This window comes from Aminobacter niigataensis, assembly GCF_014200015.1.
In the GTDB taxonomy this organism is placed as follows: domain Bacteria; phylum Pseudomonadota; class Alphaproteobacteria; order Rhizobiales; family Rhizobiaceae; genus Aminobacter; species Aminobacter niigataensis.
This window is the reverse complement of record NZ_JACHOT010000001.1, coordinates 1,934,356-1,948,730: the sequence shown is the minus strand read 5'-3', so window position 1 is coordinate 1,948,730 and position 14,375 is coordinate 1,934,356. Positions and strand designations below refer to the sequence as shown.

At 63.5% G+C, this 14,375-nt stretch carries 15 protein-coding genes; 10 read left to right on the top strand and 5 right to left on the bottom strand.

What is annotated here, in order from left to right; genetic code table 11:
• Window positions 1–694 precede the first annotated feature (694 nt).
• Together GGQ99_RS09750 and GGQ99_RS09745 are read right to left on the bottom strand one after the other, a co-directional pair.
• Window positions 695–1,354, bottom strand: coding sequence for a uracil-DNA glycosylase (locus tag GGQ99_RS09750; protein WP_183262304.1), 660 nt, complete (start codon window positions 1,352–1,354; stop codon window positions 695–697).
• Window positions 1,354–1,935, bottom strand: coding sequence for a LabA-like NYN domain-containing protein (locus GGQ99_RS09745; RefSeq protein WP_108608783.1), 582 nt, complete (start codon window positions 1,933–1,935; stop codon window positions 1,354–1,356). Before GGQ99_RS09745 ends, GGQ99_RS09750 begins: the two co-directional genes overlap by 1 nt.
• Window positions 1,936–2,215: 280 nt before the next feature.
• Here GGQ99_RS09745 and rpoZ point away from each other — a divergent pair, with 280 nt between their 5' ends.
• The 7 genes from rpoZ (at window position 2,216) to era (ending at window position 8,797) form a co-directional block, all read left to right on the top strand.
• A complete protein-coding gene (rpoZ, locus tag GGQ99_RS09740) occupies window positions 2,216–2,611 on the top strand; it encodes a DNA-directed RNA polymerase subunit omega (RefSeq protein WP_108608782.1) in 396 nt (131 codons plus the stop codon).
• Between the two features lie 208 nt (window positions 2,612–2,819).
• Complete coding sequence (locus GGQ99_RS09735; protein ID WP_108608781.1) at window positions 2,820–5,051, top strand: RelA/SpoT family protein; 2,232 nt, start codon at window positions 2,820–2,822, stop codon at window positions 5,049–5,051.
• A 43-nt stretch (window positions 5,052–5,094) separates the two neighbouring features.
• Window positions 5,095–5,673, top strand: a complete 579-nt coding sequence (gene pyrE / locus GGQ99_RS09730) for an orotate phosphoribosyltransferase (protein WP_108609978.1) — start codon at window positions 5,095–5,097, stop codon at window positions 5,671–5,673.
• A gap of 232 nt (window positions 5,674–5,905) precedes the next feature.
• Entirely contained in the window at window positions 5,906–6,322 is a 417-nt protein-coding gene (acpS, locus tag GGQ99_RS09725; protein ID WP_108608780.1) for a holo-ACP synthase, read from the top strand.
• 77 nt (window positions 6,323–6,399) lie between these two features.
• A complete protein-coding gene (gene lepB / locus GGQ99_RS09720) occupies window positions 6,400–7,146 on the top strand; it encodes a signal peptidase I (RefSeq protein ID WP_183262303.1) in 747 nt (248 codons plus the stop codon).
• A 2-nt stretch (window positions 7,147–7,148) separates the two neighbouring features.
• Complete coding sequence (rnc, locus tag GGQ99_RS09715) at window positions 7,149–7,871, top strand: ribonuclease III (RefSeq protein WP_108608778.1); 723 nt, start codon at window positions 7,149–7,151, stop codon at window positions 7,869–7,871.
• The gene (gene era, locus GGQ99_RS09710; RefSeq protein ID WP_183262302.1) at window positions 7,844–8,797 is read left to right on the top strand and encodes a GTPase Era; all 954 of its coding nucleotides are present in this window, start codon (window positions 7,844–7,846) and stop codon (window positions 8,795–8,797) included. Before rnc ends, era begins: the two co-directional genes overlap by 28 nt.
• Before the next feature lie 71 nt (window positions 8,798–8,868).
• Here the strand turns inward: era and GGQ99_RS09705 are convergent, their stop codons facing one another.
• Window positions 8,869–9,771 (bottom strand): AraC family transcriptional regulator, encoded by a 903-nt coding sequence (locus GGQ99_RS09705; protein WP_183262301.1) that lies wholly within the window; start codon window positions 9,769–9,771, stop codon window positions 8,869–8,871.
• Window positions 9,772–9,869: 98 nt separating this feature from the next.
• On the opposite strand from GGQ99_RS09705, the gene GGQ99_RS09700 reads away from it, so the two are divergent.
• Entirely contained in the window at window positions 9,870–10,613 is a 744-nt protein-coding gene (locus GGQ99_RS09700) for an SDR family oxidoreductase (RefSeq protein WP_183262300.1), read from the top strand.
• 17 nt (window positions 10,614–10,630) lie between these two features.
• Here GGQ99_RS09700 and GGQ99_RS09695 read toward each other — a convergent pair whose 3' ends face one another.
• The gene (locus GGQ99_RS09695) at window positions 10,631–11,209 is read right to left on the bottom strand and encodes a GNAT family N-acetyltransferase (RefSeq protein ID WP_246389464.1); all 579 of its coding nucleotides are present in this window, start codon (window positions 11,207–11,209) and stop codon (window positions 10,631–10,633) included.
• Between the two features lie 13 nt (window positions 11,210–11,222).
• Window positions 11,223–11,858 (bottom strand): NADPH-dependent FMN reductase, encoded by a 636-nt coding sequence (locus GGQ99_RS09690; RefSeq protein WP_210307758.1) that lies wholly within the window; start codon window positions 11,856–11,858, stop codon window positions 11,223–11,225.
• Window positions 11,859–11,945: 87 nt separating this feature from the next.
• Between GGQ99_RS09690 and GGQ99_RS09685 the strand changes: the two genes are divergently transcribed.
• Together GGQ99_RS09685 and pepT are read left to right on the top strand one after the other, a co-directional pair.
• Window positions 11,946–12,854 carry a LysR family transcriptional regulator gene (locus GGQ99_RS09685; protein WP_183262299.1) on the top strand — a complete coding sequence of 303 codons (909 nt, stop codon included), beginning with the start codon at window positions 11,946–11,948 and terminating at the stop codon, window positions 12,852–12,854.
• A 143-nt stretch (window positions 12,855–12,997) separates the two neighbouring features.
• Complete coding sequence (pepT, locus tag GGQ99_RS09680; protein WP_183262297.1) at window positions 12,998–14,230, top strand: peptidase T; 1,233 nt, start codon at window positions 12,998–13,000, stop codon at window positions 14,228–14,230.
• Window positions 14,231–14,375 lie beyond the last annotated feature (145 nt).

Below are 14,375 nucleotides of genomic sequence, written 5' to 3'. Positions count from 1 at the left end.
CCGTGGAAGATCGCAAGGATGAGGATACGGGAGGTGGAGATAGGGTGGATAAACGTGGCCGGCTATCCACGCGGGATGCTGACAGATGGTGACAGGCAGCATCGGAATTTTTGGCTCTGATTGGACTGTGGCGGCTGCGTCAATTTCACGGCATGGATCCCCGGGTCTTCGCAGCCCTTCGCTGTCGCTCCGGGCGTTCGTCACTCGAAAAGCCAAGCAATTGGCTTTTCGTCCGCTTCGCGGACCGTTCCTCACCGCTACGCTCCTGTTCCGCCCGAGGATGACGAAGGCGTTGAGGCCGCAGCCAATCGCCAACGTCGGCGACTAGCATCTGCCCATTTGCCAACAATTTCCGCATGTTCCTGCCAGTCGCCGCCGTCTACGATTTGCGACGGGCTCAATGCCTTCGTCATCCTCGGGCGGAGCAGGAGCGTAGCGACGTGCGGAGACCCGGGGATCCATGCCGTGACATTGAAGCTGCCGCCACGGTTCAGAAAAATTGCGCGGACGGGGAAACTCTATCCCCCCACTCCAGCCCTAGTGCCAACTGATCATCCGGCTAAACAAGTGCGATGAGGCTCGGCCCTGCGAAGCCTCGTTTCCCGGCCGGCGTCGCAATGCGCGGTTAGCCAAAGGCCGAAACCCGTGCGCAGTCGGGCTTTTTTGCGCTGAACCAACTGCGGGGAGGCAGGATTTAGGTCCGCAAGAATTCCGCTACGTCGCGGAAAACATTGACGAACATCTCTTCCGTCAGCACACCCGTATTGGTGTTGTAGCGCGAGCAGTGATAGCTCGAAAACACCGCGAGATTGCCCACGTCGCAACGCACGCCGTGCTTGAACGGAACGGCGGCGACGCGCGCGCCAAGCGCACGCACCGTCGACTGGTGCCCGATTGCGCCGAGCGTCAGGATCGCCCTCAGATTGGGAAAGCGCGCGATCGTCGGCACCAGGAAGGTGCGGCAGGTGTTGATCTCGGCGCCCACCGGCTTGTTGTCGGGCGGCACGCAGCGCACCGCATTGGTGATTGCGGTGCCGATCAGTTCGAGGCTGTCGTCGGGCCGCGCCTCGAACTCGCCGCGCGCCATGCCGAAGCGCTTGAGGGTGGCGTAGAGCAGGTCGCCGGCATAGTCGCCGGTGAAGGGCCGCCCGGTGCGGTTGGCCCCGCGCACCCCCGGCGCCAGCCCGACAATGAGGAAGCGCACGGCCTCCTCGCCTTCCGGGGGCAGGAAGGAGCGGACGGGCGCGTTGTACCAGCCCGGCTCGCGCTGCCGCCAGCCGGCTATGAAATCATGCAGGCGCGGGCAGAGCGGGCAATCCCGGTCGGGATCGACAGGCAGGGGCGACGACAGCATCAAACGTCGTCGGGCGCCGGTTCGACCGGGTCGGCCTTGCGGACCGGACGTTCCGAGGGTTCGCGGCCGATATCGGCCTTGAGCGTCATCAGGTCGATGAAATGATCGGCCTGGCGGCGCAGATCGTCCGAGATCATCGGCGGCTGCGAAGCCATGGTCGAGATCACGCTGACCTTGCGGCCGCGGCGCTGCAGTGCTTCGACCAGCGTGCGGAAATCGCCGTCGCCGGAGAAGATGACATAGTGGTCGACGACATCGGCCAGTTCCAGGGCATCGACGGTCAGCTCGATGTCCATGTTGCCCTTGATCTTGCGTCGCCCCGTGGCGTCGGTGAACTCCTTGGCCGGCTTGGTGACGACCTTGAAGCCGTTGTAGTCGAGCCAGTCGATCAGCGGGCGAATCGAGGAGTATTCCTGATCCTCGACAAGGGCGGTGTAATAATAGGCACGCAGCAGGTAGCCGCGCTTCTGGAAGGTGGAGAGAAGTTTGCGGTAGTCAATGTCGAAGCCCAACGCACGGGAGGTCGCGTAAAGGTTGGCTCCGTCGATAAAGAGTGCGATTTTCTCGCGCGGATCAAACATAGGAAAATTTCCTTGTTGAAATAGGCTGTCGCCAAATACGTCGATATCGAGCGTCCGGTTTCTCCCCAAATCAATGACTTGCCCCATGCGGCAAATATCGCCCGCGGTGGATCATTCCAAGAGGGGCAGGGTTGTGAAGCGGTAAAATAATTGTGGGTGGGTTGGTGGCGCGACGCTGTCGCTTGGAAGGCAAAGCAGGCTTCACGCTTGAATTGCGCGGCCTTTCAGGTTAATGCACGCGCCAGCTTTCCGTCAAATCCATGCATGAAAGGGGCACTTCATGGCCCGCGTAACCGTTGAAGACTGCATTGACAAGGTCGACAACCGCTTTGAGCTGGTGTTGCTCGCCGGCCATCGCGCCCGCCAGATCTCGCAGGGCGCGCAGATCACGCTTCCCCGCGACAACGACAAGAACCCTGTCGTGGCGCTGCGCGAGATCGCCGACGAGACGCTTTCGCCAGACGATCTCAAGGAAGACCTGATCCACTCGCTGCAGAAGCACGTCGAGGTCGACGAGCCGGAGCCGGAGGCGCCCGAGGCTGCCGACCAGACCACGGCTTCCGCCGTCGACAGCGATGAGCCGGAAGAGAACATCAACTTCGACCGCATGTCGGAAGAAGACCTGCTCGCCGGCATCGAGAGCCTGGTGGCGCCCGAAAAGAGCGACGACTACTGAGACCTGTTGAGAATTCTACCCTGCCGGCCACCTGAGGCAGCTTTCTCCGCTTCCGGCAGGGCGAATTCCCAAAAAGGCCTCGCGTCGAGCTAAACTCGCGCCAAACCGGCCAATCGGCACTTCCGCGCCGCCATATCAGTGTTTATCTATGACATGCGTCGCAAGCCCTTGCGGCGCATGATTCATTTCGAGTTCCGGGAAGCCGCCCATGATGCGTCAGTATGAGCTTGTCGAGCGCGTCCAGCGCTACAAGCCTGACGTCAACGAGGCGCTGCTCAACAAGGCCTATGTCTATGCCATGCAAAAGCATGGCCATCAGCGCCGCGCCTCGGGCGATCCCTATTTTTCGCATCCGCTCGAAGTGGCGGCGATCCTCACCGACATGCATCTCGACGAGGCGACGATCGCGGTCGCACTGCTGCACGACACGATCGAGGACACCAGTGCGACGCGCGCCGAGATCGACGAGCTGTTCGGTCCCGACATCGGCAGGCTGGTCGAGGGGCTGACCAAGCTGAAGAAGCTCGACCTCGTCTCCAAGAAGGCCGAGCAGGCGGAAAACCTGCGCAAGCTGCTGCTGGCGATTTCCGAGGACGTGCGCGTCCTGCTGGTCAAGCTGGCCGACCGCCTGCACAACATGCGCACGCTGCACCATGTGCCGGAGAGCAAGCGCCTGCGCATCGCCGAGGAGACGATGGATATCTATGCGCCGCTGGCCGGCCGCATGGGCATGCAGGGCATGCGCGAAGAGCTCGAAGAGCTCGCCTTCCGCTACATCAATCCAGAGGCCTATCGTACCGTCACCGAGCGGCTGGCCGATCTCTCCGAGCGCAACAAGGGCGTGCTCGCCGACATCGAAAAGGCGCTGTCGGCGCAGTTCGAGAAATACGACCTCAAGGCGACGGTGAAGAGCCGGCAGAAGAAGCCGTGGTCGGTGTTCCGCAAGATGGAGACCAAGGCGCTGTCCTTCGAGCAGTTGTCCGACATCTTCGGCTTCCGCGTCGTCGTCGACGGCGTCGAGGACTGCTATCGCGCACTCGGCGCGATCCACACCACCTGGTCGATGGTGCCGGGGCGGTTCAAGGATTACATCTCGACGCCCAAGCAGAACGACTACCGTTCGATCCACACCACCATCGTCGGTCCGTCGCGCCAGCGCATCGAGCTGCAGATCCGCACCCGCGAGATGAACAAGATCGCCGAATACGGCGTCGCCGCTCATTCGATCTACAAGGACAACGTGCCCAAGACCAATGGCGTCGGGCACCAGATCTCCAAGGAAACCAACGCCTACGGCTGGCTCAGGCGGACGATCGAGCAACTGGCCGACGGCGACAATCCCGAGGATTTCCTCGAGAACACCAAGCTCGAGCTGTTCCAGGACCAGGTCTTCTGCTTCACCCCGAAGGGCATGCTGATCGCCCTGCCGCGCGGGGCGACGCCGATCGATTTCGCCTATGCGGTGCATACCGATGTCGGCGACACCTGCGTCGGCGCCAAGGTCAACGGCCGGGTGATGCCGCTGATGACCGAGCTCAAGAACGGCGACGAGGTCGAGATCATCCGCTCCAAGGCCCAGGTGCCGCCGGCGGCGTGGGAATCGATCGTTGTCACCGGCAAGGCACGCTCGGCGATCCGCCGGGCGACCAAGAACGCCATCCGCAAGCAATATTCGGGGCTGGGCACCCGCATCCTCGAACGTACCTTCGAGCGTGCCGGCAAGAAGTTCTCCAAGGACAGCCTGAAATCGGTGCTGCACCGGCTGGCGCGCAAGGACATCGAGGATGTTTTGGCCTCCGTCGGGCGTGGCGAGTTGGCCTCCAACGACGTCGTCCGCGCCGTCTTCCCCGACTACAAGGAAGAGCGCGTCACCCAGACGGCAAAGCCGCGCGAGGAAGGCTGGTCGAAGATCCGCAATGCCGCCGGCATGCTGTTCCAGATTCCGGGCCGTTCGTCGACGCCGCCGCGCAAGGAAAGCAAGCGCTGGGGGCCTGCGGTGCCGATCCGCGGCGTCAGCGGCGACCTGCCGGTGCGCTTTGCGCCCGAGGGTGCCGTGCCGGGCGACCGCATCGTCGGCATCATGCAGCCGGGCTCGGGCATCACCATCTATCCGATCCAGTCACCGTCGCTGATGGCCTTCGACGACCAGCCCGAGCGCTGGATCGACGTGCGCTGGGACCTCGACGAGGGCTCGAAGGAACGCTTCCCGGCGCGCCTGACGGTGACGGCGATCAATGCTCCGGGCTCGCTTGCCGACATCGCCCAGGTTGTGGCGGCCAACGATGCCAACATCCACACGCTGTCGATGGTGCGCACTGCCCCCGACTTCACCGAGATGCTGCTCGATCTCGAGGTCTGGGACCTGAAGCACCTGAACCGGCTGATCTCCCAGCTCAAGGACAACACCAGCGTCAGCGATGCCCGCCGCGTCAACGGCTGACGACAGGCAGGCGGCTGGACGCATGACAGGAAAGACGAAACCGATGCAGACAAGCGACGTCCTGGACATCTTCCGCTCGGCGGGTGCCGTGCTGGAGGGCCATTTCATCCTGACCTCCGGCCTGCGCAGCCCGACCTTCCTGCAGAAGGCGCGGGTGTTCATGCATGCCGACAAGACGGAAGTGCTGTGCAAGGCGCTGGCCGAAAAGATCCGCGCCGAAGTGAAGGGCGACATCGACTATGTCGTCGGACCGGCCATCGGTGGGCTGATCCCGGCCTACGAGACCTCGCGCCACCTCAAGGTTCCGGCGATCTGGGTCGAGCGCGAGCAGGGCACGTTCCGCCTGCGCCGCTTCGAGATCGAGAAGGGCGCTCGCGTCGTCATCGTCGAGGACATCGTCACCACCGGCCTGTCGATTCGCGAGACCATTGCGTGCCTGCGCGAACTCGGCGCCGAAGTGGTGGCAGCGGCCTGCATCATCGACCGTTCGGCGGGAAAGACTGATGTCGGCGTTCCGCTGATTGCCCTCGCCGAATATGAGGTGCCGGCCTATCCGGCCGACCAGCTACCGCCTGAATTGGCGGCGATCCCGGCGGTCAAGCCGGGCAGCCGGAATATCTGAGGCGGATGGCGGTGAGGCTGATCGCGCCCATCGGTGCAGAACGGGAAGCGGCGTTGCGGACGGCTGTCTTCTCCCCGTCCTTCACGGGGAGAAGATGCCGGCAGGCAGATGAGGGGCGGCGCAGACGTTGCCAGATTGCTCCTCACCCTTACCCTCTCCCCGTGAAGAACGGGGAGAGGAGGGCGTCCGCGTCGCGCCTCGCCGGTGAGACGTGCCGCTTAGGGCTGAACCTATGATCATCGGTATCGGCAGCGACCTCGTCGACATCAGGCGGATCGAGAAATCGATCGCCCGTCACGGCGAGCGCTTCATCCAGCGCATCTTCACCGAGGTCGAGCAGGAGAGGGCCGAAGGGCGCCGCGGGCGCATCGCCTCATACGCCAAGCGTTTCGCCGCCAAGGAAGCCTGTTCCAAGGCGCTCGGCTGCGGCATCGCCGAGGGCGTGTTCTGGCGCGACATGGGCGTGGTCAACCTGCCGGGCGGGCGCCCGGCGATGGAGCTGACGGGGGGAGCTGCGAAGCGGCTGGCAACGATGCTGCCGGGCGGGCATCGCGCGGTGGTGCACCTGACCATCACCGATGATTTTCCCCTCGCACAAGCCTTTGTGATCATCGAGGCGGTGCCGGTCGAACAACCGCCACTATCTTAGGGTTTTGGCGGCGGCTGGGACATTGCCCCGGCGGCGGCGAGCCCTTATACCCATCGCGACCTACAATCGAGGACGACATGAGCGTGGCTGAAAAACAGAAGAAGTCCGGCGGGCTCGGCGAGACCGTAAGCGTCATCGTCCAGGCGCTGCTGCTCGCCTTGGTGATCCGGACGCTGCTGTTCCAGCCGTTTTCGATCCCCTCGGGCTCGATGCGGCCGACGCTGCTCGAGGGCGACTATCTGTTCGTCACCAAGTGGGCCTACGGCTATTCGCGCTATTCGCTGCCCTTGTCGCCCAACCTGTTCTCCGGCCGCATCTTCGGCTCGGATCCCGAGCGCGGCGACGTCGTCGTCTTCAAGTTCCCGCCGAACCCCTCGCTCGACTACATCAAGCGCGTCGTCGGCCTGCCGGGCGACCGCATCCAGATGAAGGAAGGCCAGCTCTATATCAACGGTACGGCCGTTGCGCGCGAGAAGGTCGGCCAGATCGACAATCCCGACATCACCGAGGTCAATCGCCCGGTCGACGTCTACCGCGAGACGCTGCCGAACGGCGTGTCCTACGACACGCTCGACCTGACGCCGAATTCGATCGGCGACGACACCCGCGAGTTCGTCGTGCCCGAAGGCCATTTCTTCATGATGGGCGACAACCGCGACAATTCGACCGACAGCCGCTTCAATGTCGGCTTCGTGCCGGGAGAAAACCTCGTCGGCCGCGCCAACATCATCTTCTTCTCGATCGCCAACGGCGCAAGCCCGCTGGAAATCTGGAAGTGGCCGACCGAGATGCGCGCCTCGCGCCTGTTCAACTTCGTCCGATAGGCATGGCAGGCAAGCGGCTCACCGCAACGGAACTCGCCGACGCGCTGCAACTCCGCACCGGCCACATCTTCCGCGACCATCAGCGCCTGCAACGGGCGCTGACGCATGGCAGCGCGCGCAGCGCCAATGCCGGCGTCGACTACGAACGCTTCGAGTTCCTGGGCGACCGGGTGCTCGGGCTGGCGGTTGCCGACATGCTGCTGGCCGATTTCCCGAACGCGCCCGAAGGTGAGCTGTCGGTCAGGCTCAACGCGCTGGTCAATGCCGAGGCGCTGGCCCAGATCGCCGACGAGATCGGTCTCGCCGAACTGATCCGCGCCGGCTCCGAGGTGCGCAACCTCGCCGAGCGCAAGCGCGTCAACCTGCGCGCCGATGCGCTGGAATCGCTGCTTGCCGTCATCTATCTCGACGGCGGGATGGATGCCGCCAAGCGCTTCATCCACAAATTCTGGAAACCGCGTGCCGAAGCCGCGGGCGCGGCGCGCCGCGACCCCAAGACCGAACTGCAGGAATGGGCGCATCAGGCGTCGACAGCAGTGCCTGCCTACCAGATCGAAAGCCGCACCGGCCCGGATCACGACCCCGTCTTTTCGGTGAGCGTGCGGGTCGGCAAATTTTTGCCCGCCACCGGCACCGGCCGCTCCAAGCGCGAGGCCGAGCAGAATGCCGCCGCTGCCCTTTTGGTGCGCGAGGGCGTATGGAAGAACGAGGAGACCGCATCGTGACCGATGCCCCTGAGACCGCTGCGCCTGCAACGGGTGCCACCCGCTCGGGCTTCGTCGCCCTTTTGGGCGCGCCGAATGCCGGCAAGTCGACGCTGGTCAACCAGCTTGTCGGCGCCAAAGTGTCGATCGTCACCCACAAGGTGCAGACCACGCGCGCCATCGTGCGCGGCATCGCCACCCACGACAATGCCCAGATCGTCTTTGTCGACACGCCCGGCATCTTCAAGCCGAAGCGTCGGCTCGACACCGCCATGGTGACCACCGCCTGGGGCGGGGCCAAGGATGCCGACGTGATCCTGGTGCTGATCGACGCCGAACGCGGCATCAAGGGCGACGCAGCCGCCATCCTCGAACGGCTCAAGGACGTGCGCCAGCCCAAGGTGCTGATCCTCAACAAGGTCGACCGGGTCAATCCCGAGGTGCTGCTGAAACTGACCTCGGCTGCCAATGAGGCTGTCGATTTCGAAAGCACCTTCATGGTTTCGGCGCTGACCGGTTCGGGCTGCAAGGATTTGCTCGACTTCCTCGCCAAGCGGCTGCCCGAAGGGCCCTGGTATTACCCCGAGGACCAGATTTCCGACCTGCCGATGCGCCAGCTGGCAGCCGAGATCACGCGCGAGAAGCTGTATCTGCGCCTGCACCAGGAGCTGCCTTATTCGTCGCATGTCGAGACCGAGAAGTGGGAAGAGATGCCCAACGGCTCGGTGCGCATCCAGCAGGTTATCTTCGTCGAGCGCGACAGCCAGAAGAAGATCGTGCTCGGCCACAAGGGCGAGACCATCCGCGCCATCGGCCAGGCCTCGCGCATGGAAATCGCCGGCATCCTCGAGCAGAAGGTGCACCTGTTCCTGTTCGTCAAGGTGCGCGAGAACTGGGGCGACGACCCCGAGCGCTACCGCGAAATGGGGCTGGACTTCCCGCATTAAGGCCGGGCGAGGCCCTGTAGAGGTCTCCTCACGGTCACTGTCATGCACGGGAAGGGGTGGCCGATTTTTCATCACCTCCGATCACTGCGCGCGTAGCGGCCTGGCGATTGTCCGACATGACGGCTGAAGGCGGTGCTGAAGGTGCTGGCCGAGCCATAGCCGACCTGCCGGGCGACTTCATCGAGCGCGATCCCCTTGCCGCCGAGAAGGTTCTTGGCGAGCGCCATGCGCCAGGCGAGCAGATATTCCATCGGCCGTAGCCCGACGGTGCGTGTGAAGCGGTCGAAGAAGGCCGACCGGGACAGGCCGGCCTCGCCGGCAAGCTCGGCCACCGTCCACGGCCGCTGCGGATCGCCGTGCATCTGCCTTATCGCCCCTGACACCCTCGCATCGGCCAGCCCGCGCAGGAAGCCGGGCGGCGAGCCCTTTGCCTGGCTTGCCCGCAACGCCTCGATCAGCAGGATTTCGACGAGGCGGCCGAGCACGAGATCGCGGCCGGCACTCTGCTGGCTGGCTTCCTCGCCGACGAGGCGCACCAGCGTCGAAAGCCGCTCGACCCCGCGCATGTGGACCATCGCCGGCAGCAGCGACACCAGCAGTGCCGCATCGGGAGAGCCGAAGAGAAAATAGCCGCCGAGCAGGCGGACATCGGCCGGGCCATCCTGCCGACCGTGTCGGACCTCCTCCGTCGGCGCTGGCGTCGCCCGGGGATCGATGCGCCTGGGCGTCACCGGCTCAAAGCCGGACATGGTGAAGGCAGGCGTTGCGGGCAACAGCACGAAGTCGCCTTGCTCAAGGGTGACGGGAGCCTCACCGTCGACGACGAGGCGGCAGCGCCCCTCGAGCACCGCGCAGAAACCGGGCTGGCCGAATTCGGAGTAGCGGACACCCCAGCGTCCCGCGCCGCTGATCCCCTTCGAGAACACGGTGCGTGGCTGGAGCAGTTCGATGACCTGGGCAAGAGGGTCGGTCATATCAGGACCATAGCCAACAAATTCCGGACTTTAGATTGATGATAGTCCGGATTTTGGACTGTATTTTCATGGCGTCAACATCAATCAGGAAAAAGTCCATGAAAACCGCACTGATCACCGGCTGTTCTTCAGGCTACGGCCTCGAGACCGCCCGCCACTTCCATGCCCGGGGCTGGAACGTCGTCGCCACCATGCGCAATCCGCGCCAGGACATCCTGCCGCGTTCGGAGCGGATGCGTATTTTGCCGCTCGACGTAACCAATGACGAAAGCATTGCCGCAGCGCTCGACGCCAGTGGCCCGATCGACGTGCTGGTCAACAATGCAGGCATCGGCCTCGTCGGCGCCTTCGAGGCGATGCCGATGGCGCATGTGCGCAAGCTGTTCGAGACCAACACTTTCGGCGTGATGGCGATGACCCAGGCGGTGATCCCGCAGTTCCGCGCACGGAGATCGGGCGTCGTCGTCAACGTCACTTCAAGCGTGACGCTCGCCCCGATGCCGCTCGCCGCCGCCTACACCGCAAGCAAGATGGCGATCGAGGGTTTTACCGGGTCGCTGTCCCATGAACTCGGCGCTTTCGACGTGAGGGTGAAACTGGTGGAGCCCGGTTATGCGCCAAGCACGCGCTTTGCCCACAACACGGAACTGCGCGTCGAGGACCTTATTCCCCAGGCCTATGCCGCGTTCGCAGGGCCGATCTTCGCCGGGTTCGCAACACCTGAGATGGTGACCAGGGAAACCGACGTTGCTGAAGCCGTCTGGCAGGCCGCAAACGATGTCTCAGGTCAGCTCCGTTTTCCGGCCGGGCCAGACGCGGTGGCCTTGGCGCGGGCAAGCTGAACGGTGCGTGCACCCGTCTAGACCAGATCGTACCGCAGCACGTGGTTCGGGTAGGACCGGTCGTCGATCTGGAAGCGGGTTTCGCCGACCTTGGCAAAACCCTTCCTCAGATAAAACTCGGTCGCGCGGTCATTTTCGGCGTTGACCGCGAGCCAGACGTCCTGATGTCCGGTGGACGCACACCACTGCAGGCCCGCTGCGAGAAGCCGGCCTCCGGCGCCTGAGCCCTGATGGCGGGGCTGGACGTAGAGCTTGGCGATCTCCAGGTCGGAGCACGCCGGCACAGGCGCGGGCGAGTTTGATGCGACATGGATGAATCCGTCGATGCCGACGGAGTTCTGCGAGACCAGGATCGTCTGGCCTGCCTGCGTCAGCATCTCTTCGAAACGTGCGGCGGTGAAATGTTCCAGGGCATAGTCGGCGAAGAAGGCGTTGACGCCGTTGCGAATGTAGGTGTTCAGCCAGACTTCCAGCCCAAGCGCGGCGAGGCTGGAAGCATCCGTAAAGTTGGCTGGCCTGATCACGTTGCGATCCATCGATCCGGTTAAGTCAAGCTGCGGATAGGGGATGGCTCGCTGTTTGGGAAGGCGCAGCAATCACGCGCAACGATCACTGCGCACGGTAAGGCAACTGCGCGCGGCCTCGGCGAAGCGTCAACGCCCACCAGGACAGCGTTTCGAGGAGTGCTGCGGCAGCTTGATCCGGCTCCTGCGGATCGATGAGCGCGCCTGTTTCGTCGAATTTTTCCCAGAATCTGTCGAAACTTACGCTATCCCGCAGCGTGGCGGCATGCATTTCGGAAAAGACCAGCCGCAACTGTTCCACTGCCCGCAAGCCTCCGGAGATCCCGCCATAGGAGACGAATGCTACGGGCTTGCACCTCCACGGCGAGAAATGCCAATCGATGAGATGTTTGATCGAGGCCGTGTAGCCATGATTGTACTCCGGCGTGACGATGACGAAGGCCTCGGCGTCGTCGAGCCTGGCAAACAGCTCGCGCATTTCCGGAGATCTGCCCTCGGCAGTACTCAGCGCCTCGATCGTCGGCGGCAATTGTTCGGGTAATTGGACTTCCGCAAGGTCGAGGAACGTCGTCTCAAACCTCTCATTGTTGCGTGCGTGAGAGGCAAACCAACGCGTGACGACGGTCCCGAACCGCCCTTCGCGGACGCTGGCGGTGATGACAAGCAGCTTGAGTGGGGACGGCGACATGGTAAGCCTCTGAGAAGAGTTGGCAGCGCGCATGCGCTATCAGCCATCAACATAGCCGTACGGAATTTGGGAGGAATGGTATAGATTCTGGCTTCTGTTTCCCAAATTATGGACGACGAAATGGATCTCGCAGAGCTGGAAAGTCTGATCGCCACCATTCGCGCGGGCTCGTTTTCAGGGGCTGCGCGCGAGCTGGGCATTCCGAAATCCACTGTGGCAAACAGGGTCAACGAGATGGAAGCGCGTCTCGGCACAAGACTCATCGAGCGCACGACACGACAAATTCGGCCCACTGCCGAGGGCTCGATGCTCTTCAGTCGCGGGGAGCGACTGCTCTTGGAGGCGAGGGAACTCGAACAGGCGCTGCACGAGCAGAGCGGTACGCCGCGTGGCACACTCCGCGTCTCCGTCCCTGTCCTGTTTGAGCAGACATTCATGGGCAAGATTGCGGCGGCCTACCTGGCACGCTACCCGAAAATGGTGATTGAAGTCGTTGCCGAAGACAGGCGCGTCGACATCGTTGGCGAAGGTTTCGATTGCGCGATCAGGGTCGGGGCGCTTGACGATTCGAGTGCGATGGCACGGGTCTTTGCCCACTCGCAGAACATTGTGGTGGCGTCTGCGTCGCTTGTCGACCGCATCGGCCGTCCGAAATCGCCGGCTGACTTCACGAATTGGCCCACGCTCTGGTTCGGCAGGGACGCGCCAGGCAACAAGAACTGGGAAATGACAGAGGCCGGGCGGCCGATCCTGCTCGCCGTCAAGCCTCGCGCATACCTTGGCAGCCTTCACGCGGTCCGTGCCGCCGTTCTCGATGGGCTCGGCGCGGCACTTTTGCCTGATTTCTTCGTCAGCGATGACCTCAAGGCCGGACGCGTTGTGTCGATCGCGTCAGAGTGGCAATGCCCGCCCGTCCCCTTGTCGATCGTCTTTCCGGCCCACAAGCAATCGTCACCGCGCTTGCGCGGCTTCATCGAGCTCGTCATGGGCTGGTTTCACAGCCGGGAACTCGTCTCCGGTCAGCACTAGAAGCGGTCATGCATCTTTGGCGGCATGACGTGTGCTGCCGTGCGCCCCGAGCTGCTGGCATAGTGGCTGGCACGGAGAAACGCATTCACCGCGGCTGCGCGGGCGGCTATACAGGCCCGACCTGATGCACTGGATCCCTTGCCATGACCGACACCGTTCTCGACCGTTTCCTGCGCTACGTCGTCATCGACACCCAGGCGGATGGAAGCTCCACGACGCAGCCGTCGACCGAAAAGCAGAAGAACCTCGGCCGCCTGCTGGTCGAGGAGCTGCAGGCGATCGGCCTTCGTGACGCCCATCTCGACGAGCACGGCTATGTCTATGCCACCATTCCGTCGAACAGCGACAAGCAGGTGCCGGTGATCTGCTTCTGCTCGCACATGGACACCGCACCCGACTTTACCGGCACCGGCGTCAAGCCGCAGCTGATCCGGAACTATGCCGGCGGCGACATCGTGCTGCCGGGCGATCCTTCGCGGGTCATCCGGGTGAGCGAGCATCCGGAGCTGAACAACCAGATCGGCAACGACATCGTCACCACTGACGGCACCACCCTTTTGGGCGCCGACGACAAGGCCGGCGTTGCCGAGATCGTGGCGGCGGCCAAGGTGCTGGTCGACAACCCCGACATCAGGCACGGCACGGTCAAGATCCTGTTCACCACCGACGAGGAGATCGGACGCGGCGTCGACAAGGTCGATTTCGCCAAGCTCGGCGCTGCGTTCGCCTACACCATGGACGGCGAGACGGCAGGCACCATCGAAGACGAGACCTTCTCCGCCGACGGCGTCGAGATCGCGATATCAGGCGTTGCCATGCATCCCGGTTTCGCCAAGGGCCGGATGGAGAACGCCATCAAGATCGCCGGCGCCATCATCGACCGGCTGCCGCAGGACATGGCGCCCGAGACGACCGAGGGCCGGCAGGGCTTCGTCCATCCGACCAGCGTCAGCGGGTCGATGGAGAAGGCGACGATCAGCCTGATCGTCCGCGATTTCCGCGACGAGGGCCTGGCCGAGAAGGAGGCCATGCTCGAAAAGATCGTCAGGGAAGTCATCTCCGCCTATCCCGGCTCGACCTACAGTTTCACGGTCAAGGAGCAGTACCGCAACATGAAGGTGGTGCTCGACCGCCACCCCGAGATCGTCGAGAACGCAGTCGAGGCGATCCGGCGCGCCGGCATGGAGCCGGTGCGCGGCAGCATCCGCGGCGGCACCGACGGTTCGCGCCTGTCGTTCATGGGGCTGCCATGTCCCAACATCTTCGCCGGCGGCCATGCTTTCCACTCGCCGCTCGAATGGGTCAGCCGCCAGGACATGGAAAAGGCGGTGAAGACGATCGTCGAACTGGCCAGGGTCTGGGAAGAGCGGGCTTAGGCGGCGATAGCGCAGACCGGCTTATGGGCGGTTGCGACTGTTGTACGCCTGCAACTGTTTGCATGCAAAGCAACTGCCTGGTGTGAGGACAAGTTGCTGCTCGCGAATATCCATCTACATTAGCGATATCTAAATGGGTTGGGGA

Coding starts and splice junctions, on each gene's coding strand:
- GGQ99_RS09750 (WP_183262304.1), bottom strand. CDS start 1,354: ATGCTGTCGTCGCCCCTGCCTGTCGATCCCGACCGGGATTGCCCGCTC.
- GGQ99_RS09745 (WP_108608783.1), bottom strand. CDS start 1,935: ATGTTTGATCCGCGCGAGAAAATCGCACTCTTTATCGACGGAGCCAAC.
- rpoZ (WP_108608782.1), top strand. CDS start 2,216: ATGGCCCGCGTAACCGTTGAAGACTGCATTGACAAGGTCGACAACCGC.
- GGQ99_RS09735 (WP_108608781.1), top strand. CDS start 2,820: ATGATGCGTCAGTATGAGCTTGTCGAGCGCGTCCAGCGCTACAAGCCT.
- pyrE (WP_108609978.1), top strand. CDS start 5,095: ATGCAGACAAGCGACGTCCTGGACATCTTCCGCTCGGCGGGTGCCGTG.
- acpS (WP_108608780.1), top strand. CDS start 5,906: ATGATCATCGGTATCGGCAGCGACCTCGTCGACATCAGGCGGATCGAG.
- lepB (WP_183262303.1), top strand. CDS start 6,400: ATGAGCGTGGCTGAAAAACAGAAGAAGTCCGGCGGGCTCGGCGAGACC.
- rnc (WP_108608778.1), top strand. CDS start 7,149: ATGGCAGGCAAGCGGCTCACCGCAACGGAACTCGCCGACGCGCTGCAA.
- era (WP_183262302.1), top strand. CDS start 7,844: ATGGAAGAACGAGGAGACCGCATCGTGACCGATGCCCCTGAGACCGCT.
- GGQ99_RS09705 (WP_183262301.1), bottom strand. CDS start 9,771: ATGACCGACCCTCTTGCCCAGGTCATCGAACTGCTCCAGCCACGCACC.
- GGQ99_RS09700 (WP_183262300.1), top strand. CDS start 9,870: ATGAAAACCGCACTGATCACCGGCTGTTCTTCAGGCTACGGCCTCGAG.
- GGQ99_RS09690 (WP_210307758.1), bottom strand. CDS start 11,858: ATGCGCGCTGCCAACTCTTCTCAGAGGCTTACCATGTCGCCGTCCCCA.
- GGQ99_RS09685 (WP_183262299.1), top strand. CDS start 11,946: ATGGATCTCGCAGAGCTGGAAAGTCTGATCGCCACCATTCGCGCGGGC.
- pepT (WP_183262297.1), top strand. CDS start 12,998: ATGACCGACACCGTTCTCGACCGTTTCCTGCGCTACGTCGTCATCGAC.